Genomic DNA, 17530 nt, shown 5'->3' with positions numbered 1-17530 from the left:
AGGTTTATATGTTAGGTATTATCGGCGGCACTGGTTTAACAAAACTGGATAACTTAAAAATCACCAGACGGCAGATTGCACGCACGCCTTATGGTGAAGCTTCGCAACCGCTTATTTTTGGCGAAGTTTCTGGCGTTGAAGTGGTTTTTTTAGCACGTCATGGCGGCGGACATACTATTCCGCCACATGCGGTTAATTATCGGGCGAATATTTGGGCTTTGCACTCAGTTGGTGTGAACGATTTATTGGCGATTGCAACTGTAGGCGGAATCAGTAGCGAATTAAATGCGGGCGATATTGTGTTGCCACATCAGATAATCGATTACACGCACGGCCGTAAAAATACTTATCACGACGGTATTGAGTTGCCCGTTAAACATATTGATTTTACTGAACCTTACTCTGCAAATTTACGTCAAAATTGTTTAAAAGCTGCCAATCAGATTCAACAGCAATTGATTGATGGCGGTGTATATGCCTGCGTACAAGGGCCAAGATTAGAAACCGCTGCAGAAATCAATCGCCTAGAACGCGATGGTGCTACGCTAGTTGGTATGACAGGCATGCCAGAAGCCGCATTAGCGCGAGAATTGGCTATGGAATACGCGGCATTATGTCCAATTGCTAATCAGGCAGCGGGGCGGGGCGACAGCGCTAATGGCATTCAATATGAGGATGTGATGACCAGATTGGACTTAACCATGCAAAAGGTGCGAATTTTAATTGAAGAGATTGTGCATGTGCATCAAGCTTAATGGCATTAAGACAATATTTAAATAGGCTGAAAAGATTTAAGGTGGATTTAAGATGGCGATAAAAACAGTTTTAAAAATGGGTGAGCCGTTACTGTTACAAACAGCAGCGTCTGTCACGCAATTTAACACCACAGAATTACACAGTCTAATTCAGGACCTAGAAGATACGATGGCGCATATGAATGGCGCTGGTATTGCTGCGCCGCAAATCGGTGTCAGTTTACAAGTAGTGATATTTGGCCAAAAAGCATCTAGCGATTATGTTAACCCGCGCTATCCTGATGCGGATGTTGTGCCTTATACCGTGTTAATCAATCCAACATTAACGCCAGTAACAGATGAAATGGACGATGGTTGGGAAGGCTGCTTATCCGTTCCAGGCATGCGTGGAATCGTGCCGCGCTACTCACGCTTGCATTACACAGGCTTTGATCAATTCGGCGCACCAATTGATCGCTTGGTTAGCGGCTTCCATGCGCGCGTGGTACAGCACGAATGTGATCACTTATTTGGCATTTTGTACCCAATGCGCATCAAAAATTTAAAAGATTTTGGCTTTACAGACGTACTTTTTCCAAATCAGGATATTCAAGACGATTAATTGTTTGCTATAATGCTGACTTTCTCGAATAAACACTTTATTCGAAGTTAAGATTAACGCGTGTAGTTATTGTCTTCAAACTGCGTTTAAGTACAGTTAATCTAGTAGTAGTTGTATAAATTAGGAAGAGTGGCAGAGCGGTTTAATGCTACAGTCTTGAAAACTGTCGTGGGTGCGAGCCCACCGTGAGTTCGAATCTCACCTCTTCCGCCAAGAACTTTCAAATGCCGCTAATTGAACCGATTAAAAGGTTAAGCGGCGTTTCTTTTTAAATAACCCAATTTTATTATTTATATTAAGGATTAACATGAGCCAAATCGTTATTGATCACAACCCGTCAGAAGAGAAATTAAAAGAATTAGGCGTTGCTAGCTGGTCTATCTGGGAAAAAGAAGTTTCTAAATTTCCATTAGATTTCGGTATGACAGAAAGCGCTTACTTACTTGAAGGTGAAATTCACGTAACACCACAAGGTGGCGAAAAAGTAGTTATTAAAGCAGGTGATTTCGTTGTTTTCCCAAAAGGCATGAAATCGCAATGGGAAGTTGTTAAACAATTGAAAAAACATTACAAACATTCATAATTTGAATGAGCAGTATGTTTTAACTAATTGATTTAAATTAGTTAATTAAAAAGCCGACTTCTATTATAGAAGTCGGCTTTTTTGTTTTATGCGTGTATTAATTATTAAGTCTAATTTGCGCTTAAATAATCAAAAAAGTTAACCTTATAAACTGGTTAAGTTTTGTTTGATTTTTTCTAATTGGTCGGCACTTAGTGCTTGATTTTGTTTAGCTGAAATCAAAAAACTATCTTCTGCTCGGTTGCCGAGAGTGTTGATTTTTGCATTATGCAAATCAACTTCTTGCTGTAAAAATATATTCGCCACTTTGGCTAATAAACCAGGCCTATCGCCAGCAATAATCTCTAATGTATGGTTGATGCCTTGCGTTTCAGGCACGATTTTTACTTGCGGCTGAATACACATGTATTTTACTTGGCGGCTCACTCGGCCTTGTAATGGCGATTCCAAAGGGGCGGAGCTGCTTATTTTTTGCGTGAGCTCAGTTTCTATAAATTTTAATAAACCACTGTAACTTACTGACTTACCCGATTGATCTAAAACAATAAAGTTATTAAGTGCATAGCCATGATTCGTGGTGTAAATCTTGGCTTGTACGATGTTATAAGCCATACGATCAAAAAAGTTACAGATGCGCGCGAACAAGTCATCTTGGTTACGCGTGTAAATCATCGTTTGTATGCCATCGCCGTTTGGACTTAAACGTGCGCGCACAATTGGATTTTCTGTAAAAACATGTGGTGTGAGTAACCGACTTTGCCAAGCGATTTCATCTGATTCAAAACGCAAAAAGTAATCCGCTCCAGCATTTTTCCATAATGGCAGATAAGATTCTGGATTAAGTCCATATTGCGTTAGTTTGGTCGTCGCTTCTTGCTGGCGCGATTCGATTATTTTTTGCTTACTGAAATCAACGTTATTTAATACGCTACGAGTCGCATAAAAAAGACTTTCTAACAATCTCGCTTTCCACGCATTCCATACCACTGGACTGGTACCGCGAATATCTGCAACAGTTAATAGATATAAGGCGATCAAACGTTTTTCTGTCTTTACTAATTGTGCAAATTGGTGAATCACTTCAGGATCGGATAAGTCGGATTTTTGCGCGGTGCTGGACATTTTGAGGTGTGCATCGACCAACCAGGCAACTAGGTCAACTTCGTCTTTTGCTAGTCCATGCAATTTGCAAAAGCGCCGTGCATCGATTGTACCCAAACTGGAGTGATCGCCATTTCGACCTTTTGCGATATCATGAAACAGCGCTGCAAGGTAGAGTAGGTAAGGTTTTTCAAAATTCGAGAACAATTCACTACACAACGGAAACTCATGTTTCAGTTCAGGTTTTGCATAACGACGTAAATTAGCTAATACATTTAGAATATGCTCATCAACCGTGTAAACATGAAACAAGTCATGCTGCATCTGACCGACGATTCTGCCGAAAACGGGAATATATTGACCTAAAATACCGTAACGATTCATGCGGCGTAAGCTATGATTAACTCCATCTGGTTGCGATAAAATCGCTAAAAATGTGACTTTGTTTTCTTTAGATTGACGAAAGTCGTGATTGACTATTTTTTTAACGCGTTGCAACTCGCGAATTAAATTCGCACTCATGCCGGAGAGTTGCGGATGTTGTTGCAGCAATAAAAAGCTTTCCAAAATAGCATTTGGATGCTGTTGCAAACCATTGGCAATTTTGATCTCTAGCAAATCATCATGCGCTTCAAATATAGCGTTAATAGGCGTGATTTGGGGCTTGGTTTTGTTCAAATTTAATTCAAATATTTTAAGTAGTATCTCATTGATTAAATTGATAAATTTTGCGCTTGTATAATAGCTTTGCATCAGCTGTTCGCTGGCACGTTTACGCGACGTGTTCATATAACCTAAATCGCTTGCCAATTCGTTTTGGAAGTCAAACAACAACCTATCTTCACGCCGTTTGGCCAAGTAATGCAAACGAATGCGTAGGTTTTGCAAATTGCGTTCATGGCGCTTGATTTGGCGCATTTCAGCAAGCGTGATGATATGGTTTTTAGCTAAACTCGCCCAATTTTTACCCAAATGCTGACTTTGTGCTAACCACAAAATCATATGCAAATCGCGCAGGCCGCCAGGACTTTCCTTGATGTTTGGCTCTAAGTTGTAAGTAGTATCGTTGAATTTTGCATGGCGATTATCTTGCTCTTTAAATTTTGCTGCAAAATAAGTCGCTGGCTGCATAGCGCTGTTAAAGGCTTGTAAGAATGCGTCATAATTCTGCTTTTTACCACAAAGTAAGCGCGCGTCAGATAAATTAGTTTGTACGGTCACGTCATTTGCCGCTTCACCCACGCATTCTTGCAGCGTGCGCACGCTATGACCTACATTTAACCCAATATCCCACAGCAAACCAATTAGTGATTCAATTTCTTGATTTAACGCTTGTGGCGCAGCTTCTGGCAATAAAATCAATAAATCGATGTCAGAGTAGGGAAATAGCAATTGTCGCCCATAACCGCCCACGGCAATTAAACAGGCATTGATATCGATATCAGTATTGGTCTCAAGCCATATTTTTTTTAAAAGCCGATCAATTAATAACGATTGTTGTTTGAGTAACAGTGCCGTATTTTTATGCTGATAAAATGCAGCTTCCAACGCATTTTGTTGCGCCTTTAAATCATCACGCCATGTTTGAATGGCTTGTTTTGACTGGATTTTTTGAGACTGCATTAATGGTTAAGCAAAAACTGGCGCTGCGGGAGAGCCTGATGATAAGGTCAGCACCTCGAATCCTGTTTCAGTGACTAGAATCGTGTGCTCCCATTGTGCCGACAAGCTGCGGTCTTTGGTCACAATTGTCCAGCCATCTGGCATTTGTTTAATATCGCGCTTACCAGCATTAATCATCGGCTCTATGGTGAAAATCATACCAGCGCGCAATTTCAAACCGACACCTGGTCTGCCGTAATGCAAAATTTGTGGATCTTCATGGAATTTTTTACCAATACCATGACCACAAAACTCTCGCACCACACTAAAGCCATTTTTTTCTGCAAAACTTTGAATGGCGTAACCAATATCACCTAAAGTAGCATCTGGCTTTACTTTATTAATGCCTATCCACATGGCTTGATAAGTTAGTTCCGACAAACGCTTGGCTTGAATAGACGCCTCACCTACAAGAAACATACGCGAAGTATCGCCGTGGTAACCATTTTTAATCACTGTAATGTCAATATTTACAGCATCACCGTTTTTAAGCACTTTATCGCTTGGCACGCCATGACAAATCACATGGTTAACCGACGTGCAAATAGATTTAGGATAGGGCGTATGACCGTCGGGCGCATAGTTAAGTGGCGCAGGAATCGCCTGTTGCACATTGACAATATAATCATGGCAAAGTTGGTCCAACTTTTCAGTTGTTACGCCATGCACCACAAAAGGCGTGATGTAATCCAGCACTTCGGATGCTAATTTGCCTGCAATACGCATTTTGGCGATATCGTCAGCGTTGTTAATGGTAATTGGCATAATTTTTCAAAAGCAGTAGTAAATTAATTGCTTATTTTATCATAGCGAAGATGGTATTAATGCTATGTCGAAGCCTTGATAAGTAAATTAGGATTTACACTATTTTTTATGAAAGTTTGATTATATTTAACAGGATTTTACAAACGCTGAATTACGATTGAATCTAAATCAATTTTTAGCTATAATGCACGCCACTTGATTAGCGCTTTGCTAAACAAGTTAATTTAAATCAATGCATCGTCCCGTACAGGGTGTTTGAACTAGGTTCAAATATTGTGGATGAATGTAATGTTAACCCTTACATGGAGTAATACAATGTCAGTTACTATGCGTCAAATGCTTGAGGCCGGTGTTCACTTTGGCCACCAAACCCGTTATTGGAATCCTAAAATGGCTGAGTACATTTTTGGCGACCGCAACAAAATTCATATTGTTAACCTTGAAAAAACACTGCCACTATTTGAAGAGGCATTGAAATATACACGTACTTTAGCGGCTAATAAAGGTCGTATCTTGTTCGTTGGTACAAAACGTCAAGCACGCGATATCGTTAAAGAAGAAGCGTCCCGTGCTGGTTGTGCTTATGTAAATCACCGTTGGTTGGGTGGTATGTTAACTAACTTTAAAACTGTTAAACAATCAATCAAACGTCTGCACGACTTCGAAGCGATGTTATTAGATGGCAGCTTAGAAAAATTCGGCAAAAAAGAAGCTTTAGGTTATAAACGCGAAATCGAAAAATTAGAGCGCTCAATCGGTGGTATTAAAGATATGGGTGGCTTGCCAGATGCGATTTTCATCATTGACGTTGGTCATGAAAGTGGTGCGATTACTGAAGCGGCTAAATTAGGCATTCCAGTCATCGGTATTGTGGATACAAATAACTCACCAGACGGCGTGGCTTATGTGGTTCCTGGTAATGATGACTCATCACGTGCAATTCGTTTATATGCGCGCGGTATGGCAGATGCGGTTTTAGAAGGCCGTGAAAATGCGATTACTGAGATTGTTAAATCTGCACAAGAAGAAACAACACAAGCACCTGCGGAAGCTGTTACTGCAGAATAATGCATGGAAATAAAAAGGGGCGATTAGCCCCTTTTTCTATTTATAAAATATCGAATAATACTTACATATAAAAATATTACGTTTAGGAGCTAAAAATGGCTGAAATTACCGCAAGTATGGTAAAAGAATTACGTGAGCGCACAGATGCGCCAATGATGGACTGTAAAAAAGCATTAACAGAAGCTGAAGGCGATATGACGCGCGCAGAAGAAATCTTGCGTGTACGTTTTGGTAATAAAGCCAGCAAAGCAGCCGGTCGTGTGGCCGCTGAAGGTACAGTGGGTATCGCAATTGCCGCCGATGGTAAATCTGGTGCGTTGATTGAAGTAAACTCTGAAACAGACTTTTGCGCTAAAAATGAAGACTTTTTGAAATTTGTAAACGTACTTGCTAACGTTGTTGCGACTGAAAAACCAGCGGATATTGCAGCTTTAAGCGCATTATCAATAAATGGTGCAACAGTTGAAGAAACGCGCGCGCAATTGGTTGGTAAAATTGGTGAGAACATTACGCCACGTCGTTTTGTTGCTCCAGCAGTACAAGGTAAATTGTATAGCTATGTACACGGTAGCAAAATTGGTGTGATTTTAGATTTAGTAGGCGGTGATGACGCATTGGGTAAAGATTTAGCGATGCACATTGCAGCGGCTAAACCAAAATCATTGGACGCTAGCGGCATTGATGCAAGCTTGATTGAAGCTGAGCGCCGTGTTGCGATTGAAAAAGCAAAAGAAGCTGGCAAACCAGAAGCAATGTTAGAGAAAATTGCAGACGGCACTGTGCAAAAATTCTTAAAAGAAGTCACGCTTTTAAGCCAAATTTTTGTTAAAGATGACAAGCTTACAATTGAGCAATTATTGAAATCTAAAGGCGCATCTGTTGCTTCTTTTACAATGTATACCGTAGGTGAAGGCATTGAAAAAGTGGTCGTTGATTACGCTGCGGAAGTTGCCGCAGCTGCTAAAGTTTAAGTTAGACCTAAGTTAAATTTTAAGTTGCTACAAAGAAAAAAGTGGGCTTGGCGTATCGCTGGCTCACTTTTTTTTCGCCAATTTTTAGTTGTTAATTAGTTGTTAAGTTGAAGGTTTTACTACAATAGATGACTTCGAATTTAGGTGAGTCAACTTAAATCCACATAAAAGACTTATAAACCTAGTAAAACAAAATAAACCCGCTAAAACAAACTTAACTAAATGAATTTTATCTATTAATTTTAGTGAAATTTCAGCAAAATCTCCCTAAAAATTTAGTAGAATCATAGGGTTTGTGATTAAATAATCGAAATATTAAAACAGGGTAAACCATGGCAAAACCAGCCTACAAACGTATTTTACTTAAACTTTCTGGCGAAGCCTTAATGGGCGACGATGCGTACGGCATTAATCGTGCGACTATTAATGATATCGTTACTCAAATCAAAGAAATTGTCGATTTGGGCGTGGAAGTAGGTGTGGTGATTGGTGGCGGCAATATTTTCCGTGGCGTAGCGCCTACAGCTGCTGGTATGGACAGAGCGACTGCGGATTACATGGGCATGCTGGCGACTGTGATGAATGCCTTGGCGTTACAAGATGCAATGAAACACATCGGTATTAAAGCGCGCGTACAAAGTGCGTTGAATATTGAGCAAGTTGCAGAACCTTATATTCGTGGCAAAGCAATACGCTATTTAGAAGAAGGCCGTGTAGTAATTTTTGGTGCTGGCACAGGTAATCCATTTTTCACCACAGACACCGCTGCCGCGTTGCGTGGCATGGAAATTAATGCCGAAATCGTGTTAAAAGCCACCAAAGTAGATGGTATTTACACAGATGACCCTAAAAAGAATCCTAACGCGACCCGTTATGAAACAGTTACTTTCGATGAAGCGATTATCAAAGATTTAAAAGTGATGGATGCAACTGCGTTAACCTTATGTCGCGATCAAAAATTACCCATTTCAGTATTCAGTATCTTTAAACCCGGCGCATTAATGCGTGTAGTGATGGGCGAAAATGAAGGCACGCGCGTGGTTGTAGCTTAAAGTTTTATAAAGTAAGTCAAATTAAAAAAAGTAAAGTTGGAGAAGCATATGTTGGAAGATATTAAAAAAACCGCCGATTTAAAAATGCAAAAATCATTAGAATCTCTAAAAAATGATTTAGCAAAAGTGCGTACAGGACGCGCGCATACTGGCTTGCTTGATCATGTAATGGTTGAATATTATGGTTCGATGGTAGCAGTTAACCAAGTGGCGAACGTAAATTTAGGCGATGCGCGCACGATTAACGTACAGCCTTATGAAAAAAATATGATTGGCAAAGTTGAGAAGGCCATTCGTGACTGCGATTTAGGCTTGAATCCTGCGACAAACGGTGATTTGATTCGCGTGCCGATGCCAATGTTGACAGAAGAACGCCGTCGCGATTTGATTAAAATCGTGCGTACAGAAAGCGAAGGCGCAAAAGTGGCGATTCGCAATGTGCGTCGCGATGCCAATGATGCGCTGAAAAAACTATTAAAAGATAAGGAAATCAGTGAGGATGATGAGCGCCGTGCACAAGATGAAGTGCAAAAAATGACGGATAAAGCCGTAATTGAAGTGGATAAATTGTTGCAAGTCAAAGAAACAGATTTGATGGCCGTTTAATTATTAGGCTAATTTAAGGGTTAATCATTGCAGTTTTTTTCCAAATCATTATTAAGTTCTACGCAAACCATTCCTGAATCAGGTGAAATTCCGAATCACATCGCCGTGATTATGGATGGCAATGGTCGATGGGCGCGCAAACGTTTTTTGCCGCGTGTTGCCGGGCATAAGCGTGGTGTAGATGTCGTGCGCGATGTGGTTAAACAATGCGCAATGATGAATGTGAAATTTTTAACACTGTTTGCATTTAGCAGCGAAAATTGGCGCAGACCAGACGATGAAGTGTCATTCTTAATGGGCTTGTTTATGGATGCGCTGAAACGCGAAGTCGTTAAGCTGCATGATAATAATATTCGTTTGATTTTGATAGGCGACCGTAGCCGCTTTAGTGCTGAGTTGATTGCACAAATTGAAGCTTCTGAGCAGTTAACTGCAAATAATACGGGTTTGATTTTAACGATTGCAGCCAATTATGGCGGGCGTTGGGACATTTTGCAGGCGACTAATCACATGGTAAGCGAGTTGCCACAAAAAGCTGGCCAGTTTGACGAGGAAGACTTGTCGCCTTATCTATCGATGCATTACGCGACTGAACCCGATTTGTTTATCCGTACTGGCGGTGAAAAACGCGTGAGTAATTTTCTGTTATGGCAATTGGCTTATACAGAGCTTTATTTTACCGATACGCTGTGGCCTGACTTTGACGCTAAAGCTTTTAATGCCGCTATTCAATTTTACCAGCAACGAGAACGTCGCTTTGGCCGAACCAGTGAGCAACTCACTGGTGTGAATTAGTTTAATCATGCTTAAAACTCGCATCATTACCGCTGGCCTGTTGGTTGCGGCTTTTATTCCTGCGCTTTTCATGCTAAGTAATACGCTGTGGGCTTATTGCATGCTGGCTATCTCTTTGCTGGCATTACAAGAGTGGGGCGCGATGATTAAGCTTTCTGTAATACAAAATAGTGTGTATTTGGTGGTTGCTGGGCTTGCTGGAATCCTTGTCGTCTGGTTGATGACGCAATATGGTTTCCATTTATTCTTTTTTAAATCGCTGATTGTATTTTTTATAACTGCACTATTTTGGCTACTTATCGTGCCATTTTGGTTTAAAAGCAGATATTTAGTCAGTAATAAATGCGTAATGGCATTACTAGGCTTATTATTAATCACGTCACTTTGGTTGGCCTTAATTTGCGCTAAGGGCGCAGACCCTGCTTTATTATTAGTCTTGTTAGCAACGATTTGGATTGCGGACAGCGCAGCTTATTTTGCTGGTAAAAACTTTGGAAAACACAAATTAGCACCAAATATTAGCCCAGGCAAAACATGGGAAGGTGTATTTGGGGCTTTGGTTGCGGTAACTGTATTTGGTGCGATTTTATATTTCGGTTTTGACTTTAAAGAATGGGCAGTTTTCCCAGCATTATGGACCATTACAATGTTAGGTGTTGCTGGCGATTTATTTGAATCCATGATAAAACGTCAAGCTATGATTAAAGATAGCGGCAGTTTGTTGCCAGGACACGGCGGAATTTTGGATCGCATTGATGGCATTATTCCCAGTTTGCCTATCGCTATCTTAATGATTTATTTGTTCCACTATTTTAATAATTCAGTAGTTTAATAATTCACTAATTTAAAAATTTAACAGTTTAATTCGGCTACCTAAATTGCAAAACCAATCCATTCAAAATCATGCTCTACAAAATGTGACTATATTAGGCAGCACAGGCACGATTGGTTTGCAAACTTTAGATGTAATTGCGCGCCATGCTGATCAATATCAAGTATATGCATTGGCGGCGAATTCAAGTGTAGATGCCATTTTTAATCAATGTGTTCAATTTAAACCAAAGTTTGCAGTATTACTAAATGAAAAATCCGCGCTAGATTTACGTGCTAAATTAAAAGTGATTAACAGTAAAACGGAAGTCATTTTTGGTATGGCAGGATTAGAGCAAATTTCCAGCGATGACGCAGTGGATATAGTGATGGCGGCGATTGTCGGCGCGGCTGGACTCAAGCCTGCAATGGCTGCAGCACATGCAGGTAAACGCATTTTGCTGGCTAATAAAGAAACATTAGTGATGGCTGGCAGCTTATTTATGCAGGCGGTTAAAGCGGGCGGCGCAACCTTACTGCCGATTGATAGTGAGCATAACGCCATATTTCAAGTGATGCCACCACAGCAGTTGAGCCATCTGAGTGATGGCGGTGTGCGAAAAATCATCTTAACCGCATCTGGCGGACCATTTAGACAATATTCACCGGCACAATTAGCTGCGGTTAGACCTGCGCAAGCTCTTAAGCATCCCAATTGGGTGATGGGCGCAAAAATTACCATTGACTCTGCAACCTTGATGAATAAAGGTTTAGAAGTGATTGAGGCGCATTGGCTTTTTAATGCGAAGCCTGAACAAATCGAGGTGGTCGTACATCCGCAAAGTGTGATTCATTCGATGGTGGAATATATCGACGGAAGTGTGTTGGCGCAATTGGGCAATCCCGATATGCGTACGCCAATTGCTTATGCGCTAGGGTATCCGAACCGTATTGCATCTGGCGTGGCTTCACTTAACCTGTTGGAAATCGCAAAATTAGAATTTGAAGCACCTGATACTAAGCGCTTTCCATGTTTGCAGTTGGCTTATGATGCCTTGCAACTGGGCGGCACAGCGCCAGCGATATTGAATGCTGTGAATGAAGTAGCGGTGGCGGCATTTTTAAATAATGAAATCGATTTTTTAGCGATTGCGGGCTTAATTGAAAAAGCATTGACGCATATTCATTCAGAGCCAGTGTCATCATTAGCGCAGTTGATCGAAGTTGATAATGCAGCGAGACGATTTGCACAAGCCGAAATAACAAAAAACAGTTTTGCAAAAGTCGTGCATAAACAGGTGTTAAGCGCATGATGACTTTTTTAGCATTTATCGTGACGATAGGATTGTTAGTCACGATTCACGAATATGGTCACTTTCAAGTCGCGCGCTGGTGCAATGTTAAAGTACTGCGTTTTTCTATTGGTTTCGGCAAACCTTTATGGAAAAAAACCTTTGGTAAAGATAATACCGAATTTGTTTTAGCGGCAATTCCTTTAGGTGGTTTCGTCAAAATGCTGGATGAACGCGAATTAAAAGTCGAGCGTGAACAAAATTCAGATTTAATGTCAGTTAACTATTCAGAAGCAGAATTACAGCGCGCATTTAATCGTCAACATGTTTGGAAGCGCATCGCAATCGTCTCTGCTGGTCCAATTGCAAATCTGTTATTAGCGATATTTTTATATTGGTTATTGTTTATGCAAGGCGTAACAGGCATGCGCCCAGTGGTCGGTGATGTGGTGAAAAACAGTTTAGCTGCATCTGCAAGCTTAAAAAGTGGTGAAGTTATTCAGGCTATCGCAGGCACTCCGATTAAAACTTGGACAGATGCGCGTTGGATCTTACTCGAACAATCGCTAGAAAATAAAACGGTGCAGATTGAGGCGTTAACTAGCGACAACGAGTTACACGTTCACACACTTAGTTTTGCTGGAATTGATAGCGACCCAGAAGTGGATATTCTAGAAAAAGTGGGCTTAGGCATGTTTAAGCCGAATATTCCTGCAGTAATCGGCGAAATTCTACCCAATAGTGCCGCAGCAAAAGCTGACTTTAAAGCCAATGATAAGATATTAAGCATTAACGGTGTCAATATGCAGGATTGGGAAAAAGTAGTGGCGACAGTCAAAACAAGCCCGAATAAATCTTTGCAAGTAAAGATTGAGCGCGGACAAGAATTGCGCACAATCGCGGTTATACCTGAACAAGTAACAGAAAATAATCAAGCGATTGGCCGACTGGGCGCTAGTGTTAAATTGGATCAAAAAACACTTGATGAATTTTTGATTAAAACTGAATACTCACCTGTACAAAGCTTGCAAAAAGCTATTTTTAAAACCTGGGATACCGCCACATTCAGTTTGAAGATGCTTGGCAAGATGATTACTGGTCAAGTTTCGATTAAAGGTATTAGCGGGCCTGTGACCATTGCGACCTTTGCGGGTGAAAGCGCAAATCTTGGGCTGAGCACCTTTCTGAGCTTTCTGGCATTGGTCAGCATCAGCATTGGCGTGCTTAACCTTTTGCCAATTCCTGTGTTAGATGGTGGTCATTTGATGTATTATATCGTTGAAATATTAAAGGGCTCGCCAGTGTCAGATCAAACAATGCTGGTTGGGCAAAAAATAGGATTTGTGTTATTGGGGTTGTTGATGACCATTGCCATATTTAACGACTTCAGCCGCCTTTTTACGACCATTTAATTTTTACTACAATTTAATTCGGGTTAATCATTTGTTTAAAATCCGCTATATCCCAGCCATTGTTTTCGCACTCTTTAGCCAGCATGTTTTGGCGCTTGAGCCTTTTGTCGTAAAAGATATTCGCGTAGAAGGTTTGCAGCGTACTGAAGCCGGTACTATCTTTAATTACTTGCCTGTTCAAGTGGGCGATGTGATGAGCGATGAAAAAGCCACGCAGGCGATTAAGTCTCTTTATAACACTGGTTTTTTTAAAGATGTACGTATTGAAGCAGAAGGTGATGTACTAGTTGTTACCGTACAAGAGCGTTCTGCCATTTCTAAAATTGAATTCTCGGGTAATAAGTCATTTCCTTCAGACAAAATGACTGAAGGTCTTAAACAAATCGGTATTTCTGAAGGACTTATTTTTGATAAGTCGCAACTAGACCGCGCTGAACAAGAAATTAAACGCCAATATTTATCACAAGGTAAATATAGTGCTACAGTTAAAGCCGTTGTTAGCCCGCAAGAGCGTAACCGCGTAGCAGTTAAGTTTGAGATTGAAGAAGGTGTTGTTGCGAAAATCCGTGATATTAATATTGTTGGTAACAATGTGTTTACCACTGAAGATTTGCGAGCCGAATTTTTGCTGACAACGCCTAATTGGATGAGTTGGTGGAATAAAGACGATCAGTATTCTAAACAAAAGCTTACCGCTGATTTAGAAACCTTGAAGTCGTTCTATATGAATAAAGGCTACTTGGAGTTTTCTATCGACTCTACTCAAGTGTCAATTTCTCCTGATAAGCAGGATATTTACATCACGGTTAATATTACCGAAGGTGAGAAATATACCATTAGCGATGTGAAACTGGCGGGTGAGTTACAAGTACCAGAAGCAGAGCTTAAGCCACTGATTAAAATAGCAAAAGATGATACGTTTAATCGTCAGTTAATCACTGAATCAAGCAAATCCATTAGTGATCGTTTAAGTAATGAAGGTTATGCGTTTTCTAATGTGAACGCGATTCCTGAAATCGATAAAGTCAATCACACTGCTGCATTTACGTTTTTTGTCGACCCAGGCAAGCGTGTTTATGTGCGCCGCATTAACTTAACAGGTAACACGCGTACACGGGATTCTGTATTGCGCCGTGAAATGCGCCAGTTAGAATCAGCTTGGTATGCGGGCGATAAGATTGACCGTTCTAAAGTCCGTTTAGATCGTTTACAGTATTTTGATACCGTAGATATTGAAACGCCTGCAGTACCTGGCAGTAGCGATCAAGTAGACCTTAATATTAATGTTACTGAAAAATCCACAGGTAGTGTGCAATTTGGTGCAGGCTTATCTAGTAATGAAGGTGTTGTTTTAGGTGTTACTGTCAATCAACAAAACTTCTTAGGTACGGGCAATCGTGTTTCTGCACAAATCAATACTGGTAAAGTAAATACAACTTATTCACTTTCTTATACAGACCCTTACTTTACGCCAGATGGTGTTAGTCGCGGCTTTGACATTTACAGGCGTGACGTGAATACACGCTCATTGGATATTGGTACGTACAACAGCTCTTCATATGGTGCTGGTGTACGTTTTGGTCTACCTTTGGGCGAAAAAGATTTCTTCAGCGCAGGCCTTACAGCTGATATTACCAAGATTGAGTTGTCCGATAATAGTCCTAAGCAATATTTAGATTTCTGTAGCAATACTAGTGGTTGTAATAGTAACTCGTTGCAATTAGCATTAGGTTGGACGCACGATTCGCGTGATAACACCTTGTTCCCTAACAAAGGTGTTCTGCAAAGATTAACTGCAGAAACCACCATTCCAGGTTTGGATTTGCAATATTACAAGCTGGAATATAAACATGCGTGGTACAAAGATGTATTTAAAGATGTAACGGTGATGTTAAATGGCGAATTAGGCTATGCAGATAGCTATGGCGGCAAACAGTATCCATTCTTTAAAAACTTCTATGTGGGTGGTGTTAACTCTGTACGTGGTTTTGACAACGGTGCAATCGGCCCACGCGATTTTGATCCAACAACTGGTCAAGATTTTGCAGTGGGCGGTACGCGCAGAATAGTAGGTAATGCTGAAGTATTTATTCCTGTGCCATTGATTAAAAACTCATCACAATTTCGCTTAAGCGCGTTTGTAGATGCGGGTAATGTTTATGCGGACAGTGAAAAGTTAACTCTGGGTACGTTAAGATATTCAACCGGTGTCGGTATTAGCTGGTTCTCACCATTTGGACCACTTAAATTGGTGCTTGCAAAACCATTGAATGCAAAAGATGGCGATCAGACTCAAACATTGCAGTTCCAATTGGGCCAACAATTTTAATAGCAAAACTTAATCGTTAAATAGGATTAATAGTAGAATAGGATCATGAATATTTTAATTCATGATGTGAGGAGATTTGAATTGAAGCAAAAGTTAAAAACTTTAATATCTGCTAGTTTATTTACTTTAGTAGCCAGTATCAGCACAAGCTTGGTAGCTGCAGAGCTTAAAGTTGGTTATGTGCAAGTAGATAAAATCTTGCAAGAGGCACCACAAACTGCAGAAAGTGGCAAAAAACTGGAGCGAGAGTTTAGTCCACGCTCACAAGAGCTTGAACGCACACAAAAACAAATTCGTGATATTGAGACTGCTCTGGACAAAGAGGGCGTAACGCTGTCTGAAACTGAACGTCGTAACAAAGAGCGCGATGTTTCTAATCTTAAAGTTGAGTTTCAACGTAAACAACGTGAATTGCGTGAAGATATCAATTTACGTAAAAATGAAGAGCTTTCAGTTTTACAGGATCGTATAAATAAAGCTGTGCAAACCGTTTCTGAAACCGATGGTTATGATTTGGTCGTTTATGGCGGTGTAGCCTACGCGAGCAAAAAAATTGATATTACTGATAAAGTTTTAAAGCTTTTAGGTAAAAAATAAATTAAAAAAGCGTGATTAAGTCTTATCATTGATGCTTTAATGCGCTTTTCCTTAACAAACACTCCTTATGAGCGCCTCTTTATCGCTTCAACAAATCGTTCACCAATTGGGCGGCTTAGTTTCAGGTGACGCTAACACCTTAATCAACCGTGTCGGTTCTCTAGTATTTGCTCAGGCCGGGGCGATTAGTTTTTTTAGCGACACAAAGTATACTGCACAATTAAATAATACCGTCGCAAGTGCTGTTATTATTAAACCTGAACATGCCGCACTGACGCATCTGCCTAAAATTGTCACGGATAATCCTTATGCTTATTTTGCTAAATTATCTCAACTATTAAACCCTCAACACATTGCTATTGCAGGCATACATGCTACGGCAGTGATTGATGCGTCTATTAAGTTACCAGCTGATTGCAGCATCGGTGCAAATGTGGTTCTAGAGGCAAATGTCACGCTTGGTAATCAAGTAACAATCGGAGCAGGTTGCGTTATTGAGCGCAACGCAACAATTAGTGATGGCACCATATTAGAGTCAAATGTCACAATCAAACATGGCTCCTATATTGGCAAAAGTTGCCATTTATTTTCTGGCTGTATTATCGGTAACGATGGTTTTGGCTACGCTGAAGAATCTACATCAGATCATGATAAACACTGGGTAAAAATCCCGCAAATAGGGCGCGTGGTCATTCATGATCATGTGGATATTGGCGCTAACACCACGATTGATCGCGGCGCTATTGATGATACCGTTATTGAAGAGGGCGTTAAACTCGATAATTTAATTCAAATTGCCCATAACTGCCGCATTGGTGCACATACGGTGATTGCCGGTTGTGTGGGTGTGGCTGGCAGCGCAGTTATAGGTAAACACTGTAAAATTGGCGGAGCAGCTATGATATTAGGGCATCTGACCATTACTGATGATGTCACGATTTCACCTGGCAGCATGATTACGCGATCTATTCCTAAAGCGGGAACTTACACTGCATTGATGCCATTTCAAGAACATGATGTTTGGCTTAAAACAGCAGCGAATATTCGCCATTTAAGTCAATTAACAGATAAAATAAAGACCTTAGAAGAAGCGATTAAAAAGTTAACTTCTCAAAGTCAAAAATAGAGAAT

16 protein-coding genes and 1 tRNA gene are annotated in these 17530 nt (G+C 40.5%); 15 read left to right on the top strand and 2 right to left on the bottom strand.

Annotation, left to right across the window (positions count from 1 at the left end):
* Positions 1-8 precede the first annotated feature (8 nt).
* From METVE_RS0110575 to METVE_RS0110560, 4 genes are all read left to right on the top strand, one after another.
* The gene (locus METVE_RS0110575; RefSeq protein ID WP_020168452.1) at positions 9-755 is read left to right on the top strand and encodes an S-methyl-5'-thioinosine phosphorylase; all 747 of its coding nucleotides are present in this window, start codon (positions 9-11) and stop codon (positions 753-755) included.
* Between the two features lie 52 nt (positions 756-807).
* Positions 808-1356: a peptide deformylase gene (gene def / locus METVE_RS0110570; protein ID WP_020168451.1), complete on the top strand. Its 549-nt coding sequence runs from the start codon at positions 808-810 to the stop codon at positions 1354-1356.
* Positions 1357-1479: 123 nt separating this feature from the next.
* Positions 1480-1569, top strand: a tRNA-Ser gene (locus METVE_RS0110565).
* 94 nt (positions 1570-1663) lie between these two features.
* Positions 1664-1939: a cupin domain-containing protein gene (locus tag METVE_RS0110560; protein ID WP_020168450.1), complete on the top strand. Its 276-nt coding sequence runs from the start codon at positions 1664-1666 to the stop codon at positions 1937-1939.
* A gap of 144 nt (positions 1940-2083) precedes the next feature.
* Here METVE_RS0110560 and METVE_RS0110555 read toward each other — a convergent pair whose 3' ends face one another.
* Both METVE_RS0110555 and map read right to left on the bottom strand, forming a co-directional pair.
* Entirely contained in the window at positions 2084-4663 is a 2580-nt protein-coding gene (locus METVE_RS0110555; RefSeq protein WP_020168449.1) for a [protein-PII] uridylyltransferase, read from the bottom strand.
* Positions 4664-4669: 6 nt separating this feature from the next.
* Positions 4670-5467, bottom strand: coding sequence for a type I methionyl aminopeptidase (map, locus tag METVE_RS0110550; RefSeq protein WP_020168448.1), 798 nt, complete (start codon positions 5465-5467; stop codon positions 4670-4672).
* 315 nt (positions 5468-5782) lie between these two features.
* On the opposite strand from map, the gene rpsB reads away from it, so the two are divergent.
* The 11 genes from rpsB to lpxD all read left to right on the top strand — a co-directional run bounded on the left by rpsB (position 5783) and on the right by lpxD (position 17525).
* Complete coding sequence (gene rpsB, locus METVE_RS0110545) at positions 5783-6535, top strand: 30S ribosomal protein S2 (RefSeq protein WP_020168447.1); 753 nt, start codon at positions 5783-5785, stop codon at positions 6533-6535.
* A 95-nt stretch (positions 6536-6630) separates the two neighbouring features.
* Positions 6631-7506, top strand: coding sequence for a translation elongation factor Ts (gene tsf, locus METVE_RS0110540; protein WP_020168446.1), 876 nt, complete (start codon positions 6631-6633; stop codon positions 7504-7506).
* 332 nt (positions 7507-7838) lie between these two features.
* A complete protein-coding gene (gene pyrH / locus METVE_RS0110535; RefSeq protein WP_020168445.1) occupies positions 7839-8558 on the top strand; it encodes a UMP kinase in 720 nt (239 codons plus the stop codon).
* A 36-nt stretch (positions 8559-8594) separates the two neighbouring features.
* The gene (gene frr, locus METVE_RS0110530) at positions 8595-9164 is read left to right on the top strand and encodes a ribosome recycling factor (protein WP_198290307.1); all 570 of its coding nucleotides are present in this window, start codon (positions 8595-8597) and stop codon (positions 9162-9164) included.
* Positions 9165-9191: 27 nt separating this feature from the next.
* Positions 9192-9959 carry an isoprenyl transferase gene (locus tag METVE_RS0110525; RefSeq protein WP_020168443.1) on the top strand — a complete coding sequence of 256 codons (768 nt, stop codon included), beginning with the start codon at positions 9192-9194 and terminating at the stop codon, positions 9957-9959.
* Positions 9960-9966: 7 nt separating this feature from the next.
* Positions 9967-10791: a phosphatidate cytidylyltransferase gene (locus tag METVE_RS0110520; RefSeq protein ID WP_020168442.1), complete on the top strand. Its 825-nt coding sequence runs from the start codon at positions 9967-9969 to the stop codon at positions 10789-10791.
* Between the two features lie 46 nt (positions 10792-10837).
* Positions 10838-12082, top strand: a complete 1245-nt coding sequence (gene ispC / locus METVE_RS0110515) for a 1-deoxy-D-xylulose-5-phosphate reductoisomerase (protein ID WP_020168441.1) — start codon at positions 10838-10840, stop codon at positions 12080-12082.
* The gene (rseP, locus tag METVE_RS0110510; RefSeq protein WP_020168440.1) at positions 12079-13473 is read left to right on the top strand and encodes an RIP metalloprotease RseP; all 1395 of its coding nucleotides are present in this window, start codon (positions 12079-12081) and stop codon (positions 13471-13473) included. The genes ispC and rseP overlap by 4 nt, the downstream gene beginning before the upstream one ends.
* 31 nt (positions 13474-13504) lie before the next feature.
* Positions 13505-15802, top strand: coding sequence for an outer membrane protein assembly factor BamA (bamA, locus tag METVE_RS0110505; RefSeq protein ID WP_020168439.1), 2298 nt, complete (start codon positions 13505-13507; stop codon positions 15800-15802).
* Between the two features lie 45 nt (positions 15803-15847).
* Positions 15848-16399, top strand: a complete 552-nt coding sequence (locus METVE_RS0110500) for an OmpH family outer membrane protein (protein ID WP_020168438.1) — start codon at positions 15848-15850, stop codon at positions 16397-16399.
* A 67-nt stretch (positions 16400-16466) separates the two neighbouring features.
* Positions 16467-17525 (top strand): UDP-3-O-(3-hydroxymyristoyl)glucosamine N-acyltransferase, encoded by a 1059-nt coding sequence (lpxD, locus tag METVE_RS0110495; RefSeq protein WP_020168437.1) that lies wholly within the window; start codon positions 16467-16469, stop codon positions 17523-17525.
* Positions 17526-17530: the final 5 nt, after the last annotated feature.

The organism is Methylotenera versatilis 79 (assembly GCF_000384375.1).
GTDB classification, from domain to species: domain Bacteria; phylum Pseudomonadota; class Gammaproteobacteria; order Burkholderiales; family Methylophilaceae; genus Methylotenera_A; species Methylotenera_A versatilis_B.
The sequence above is the reverse complement of the archived record's forward strand: the minus strand, read 5'-3'. Positions and strand labels throughout refer to the sequence as shown.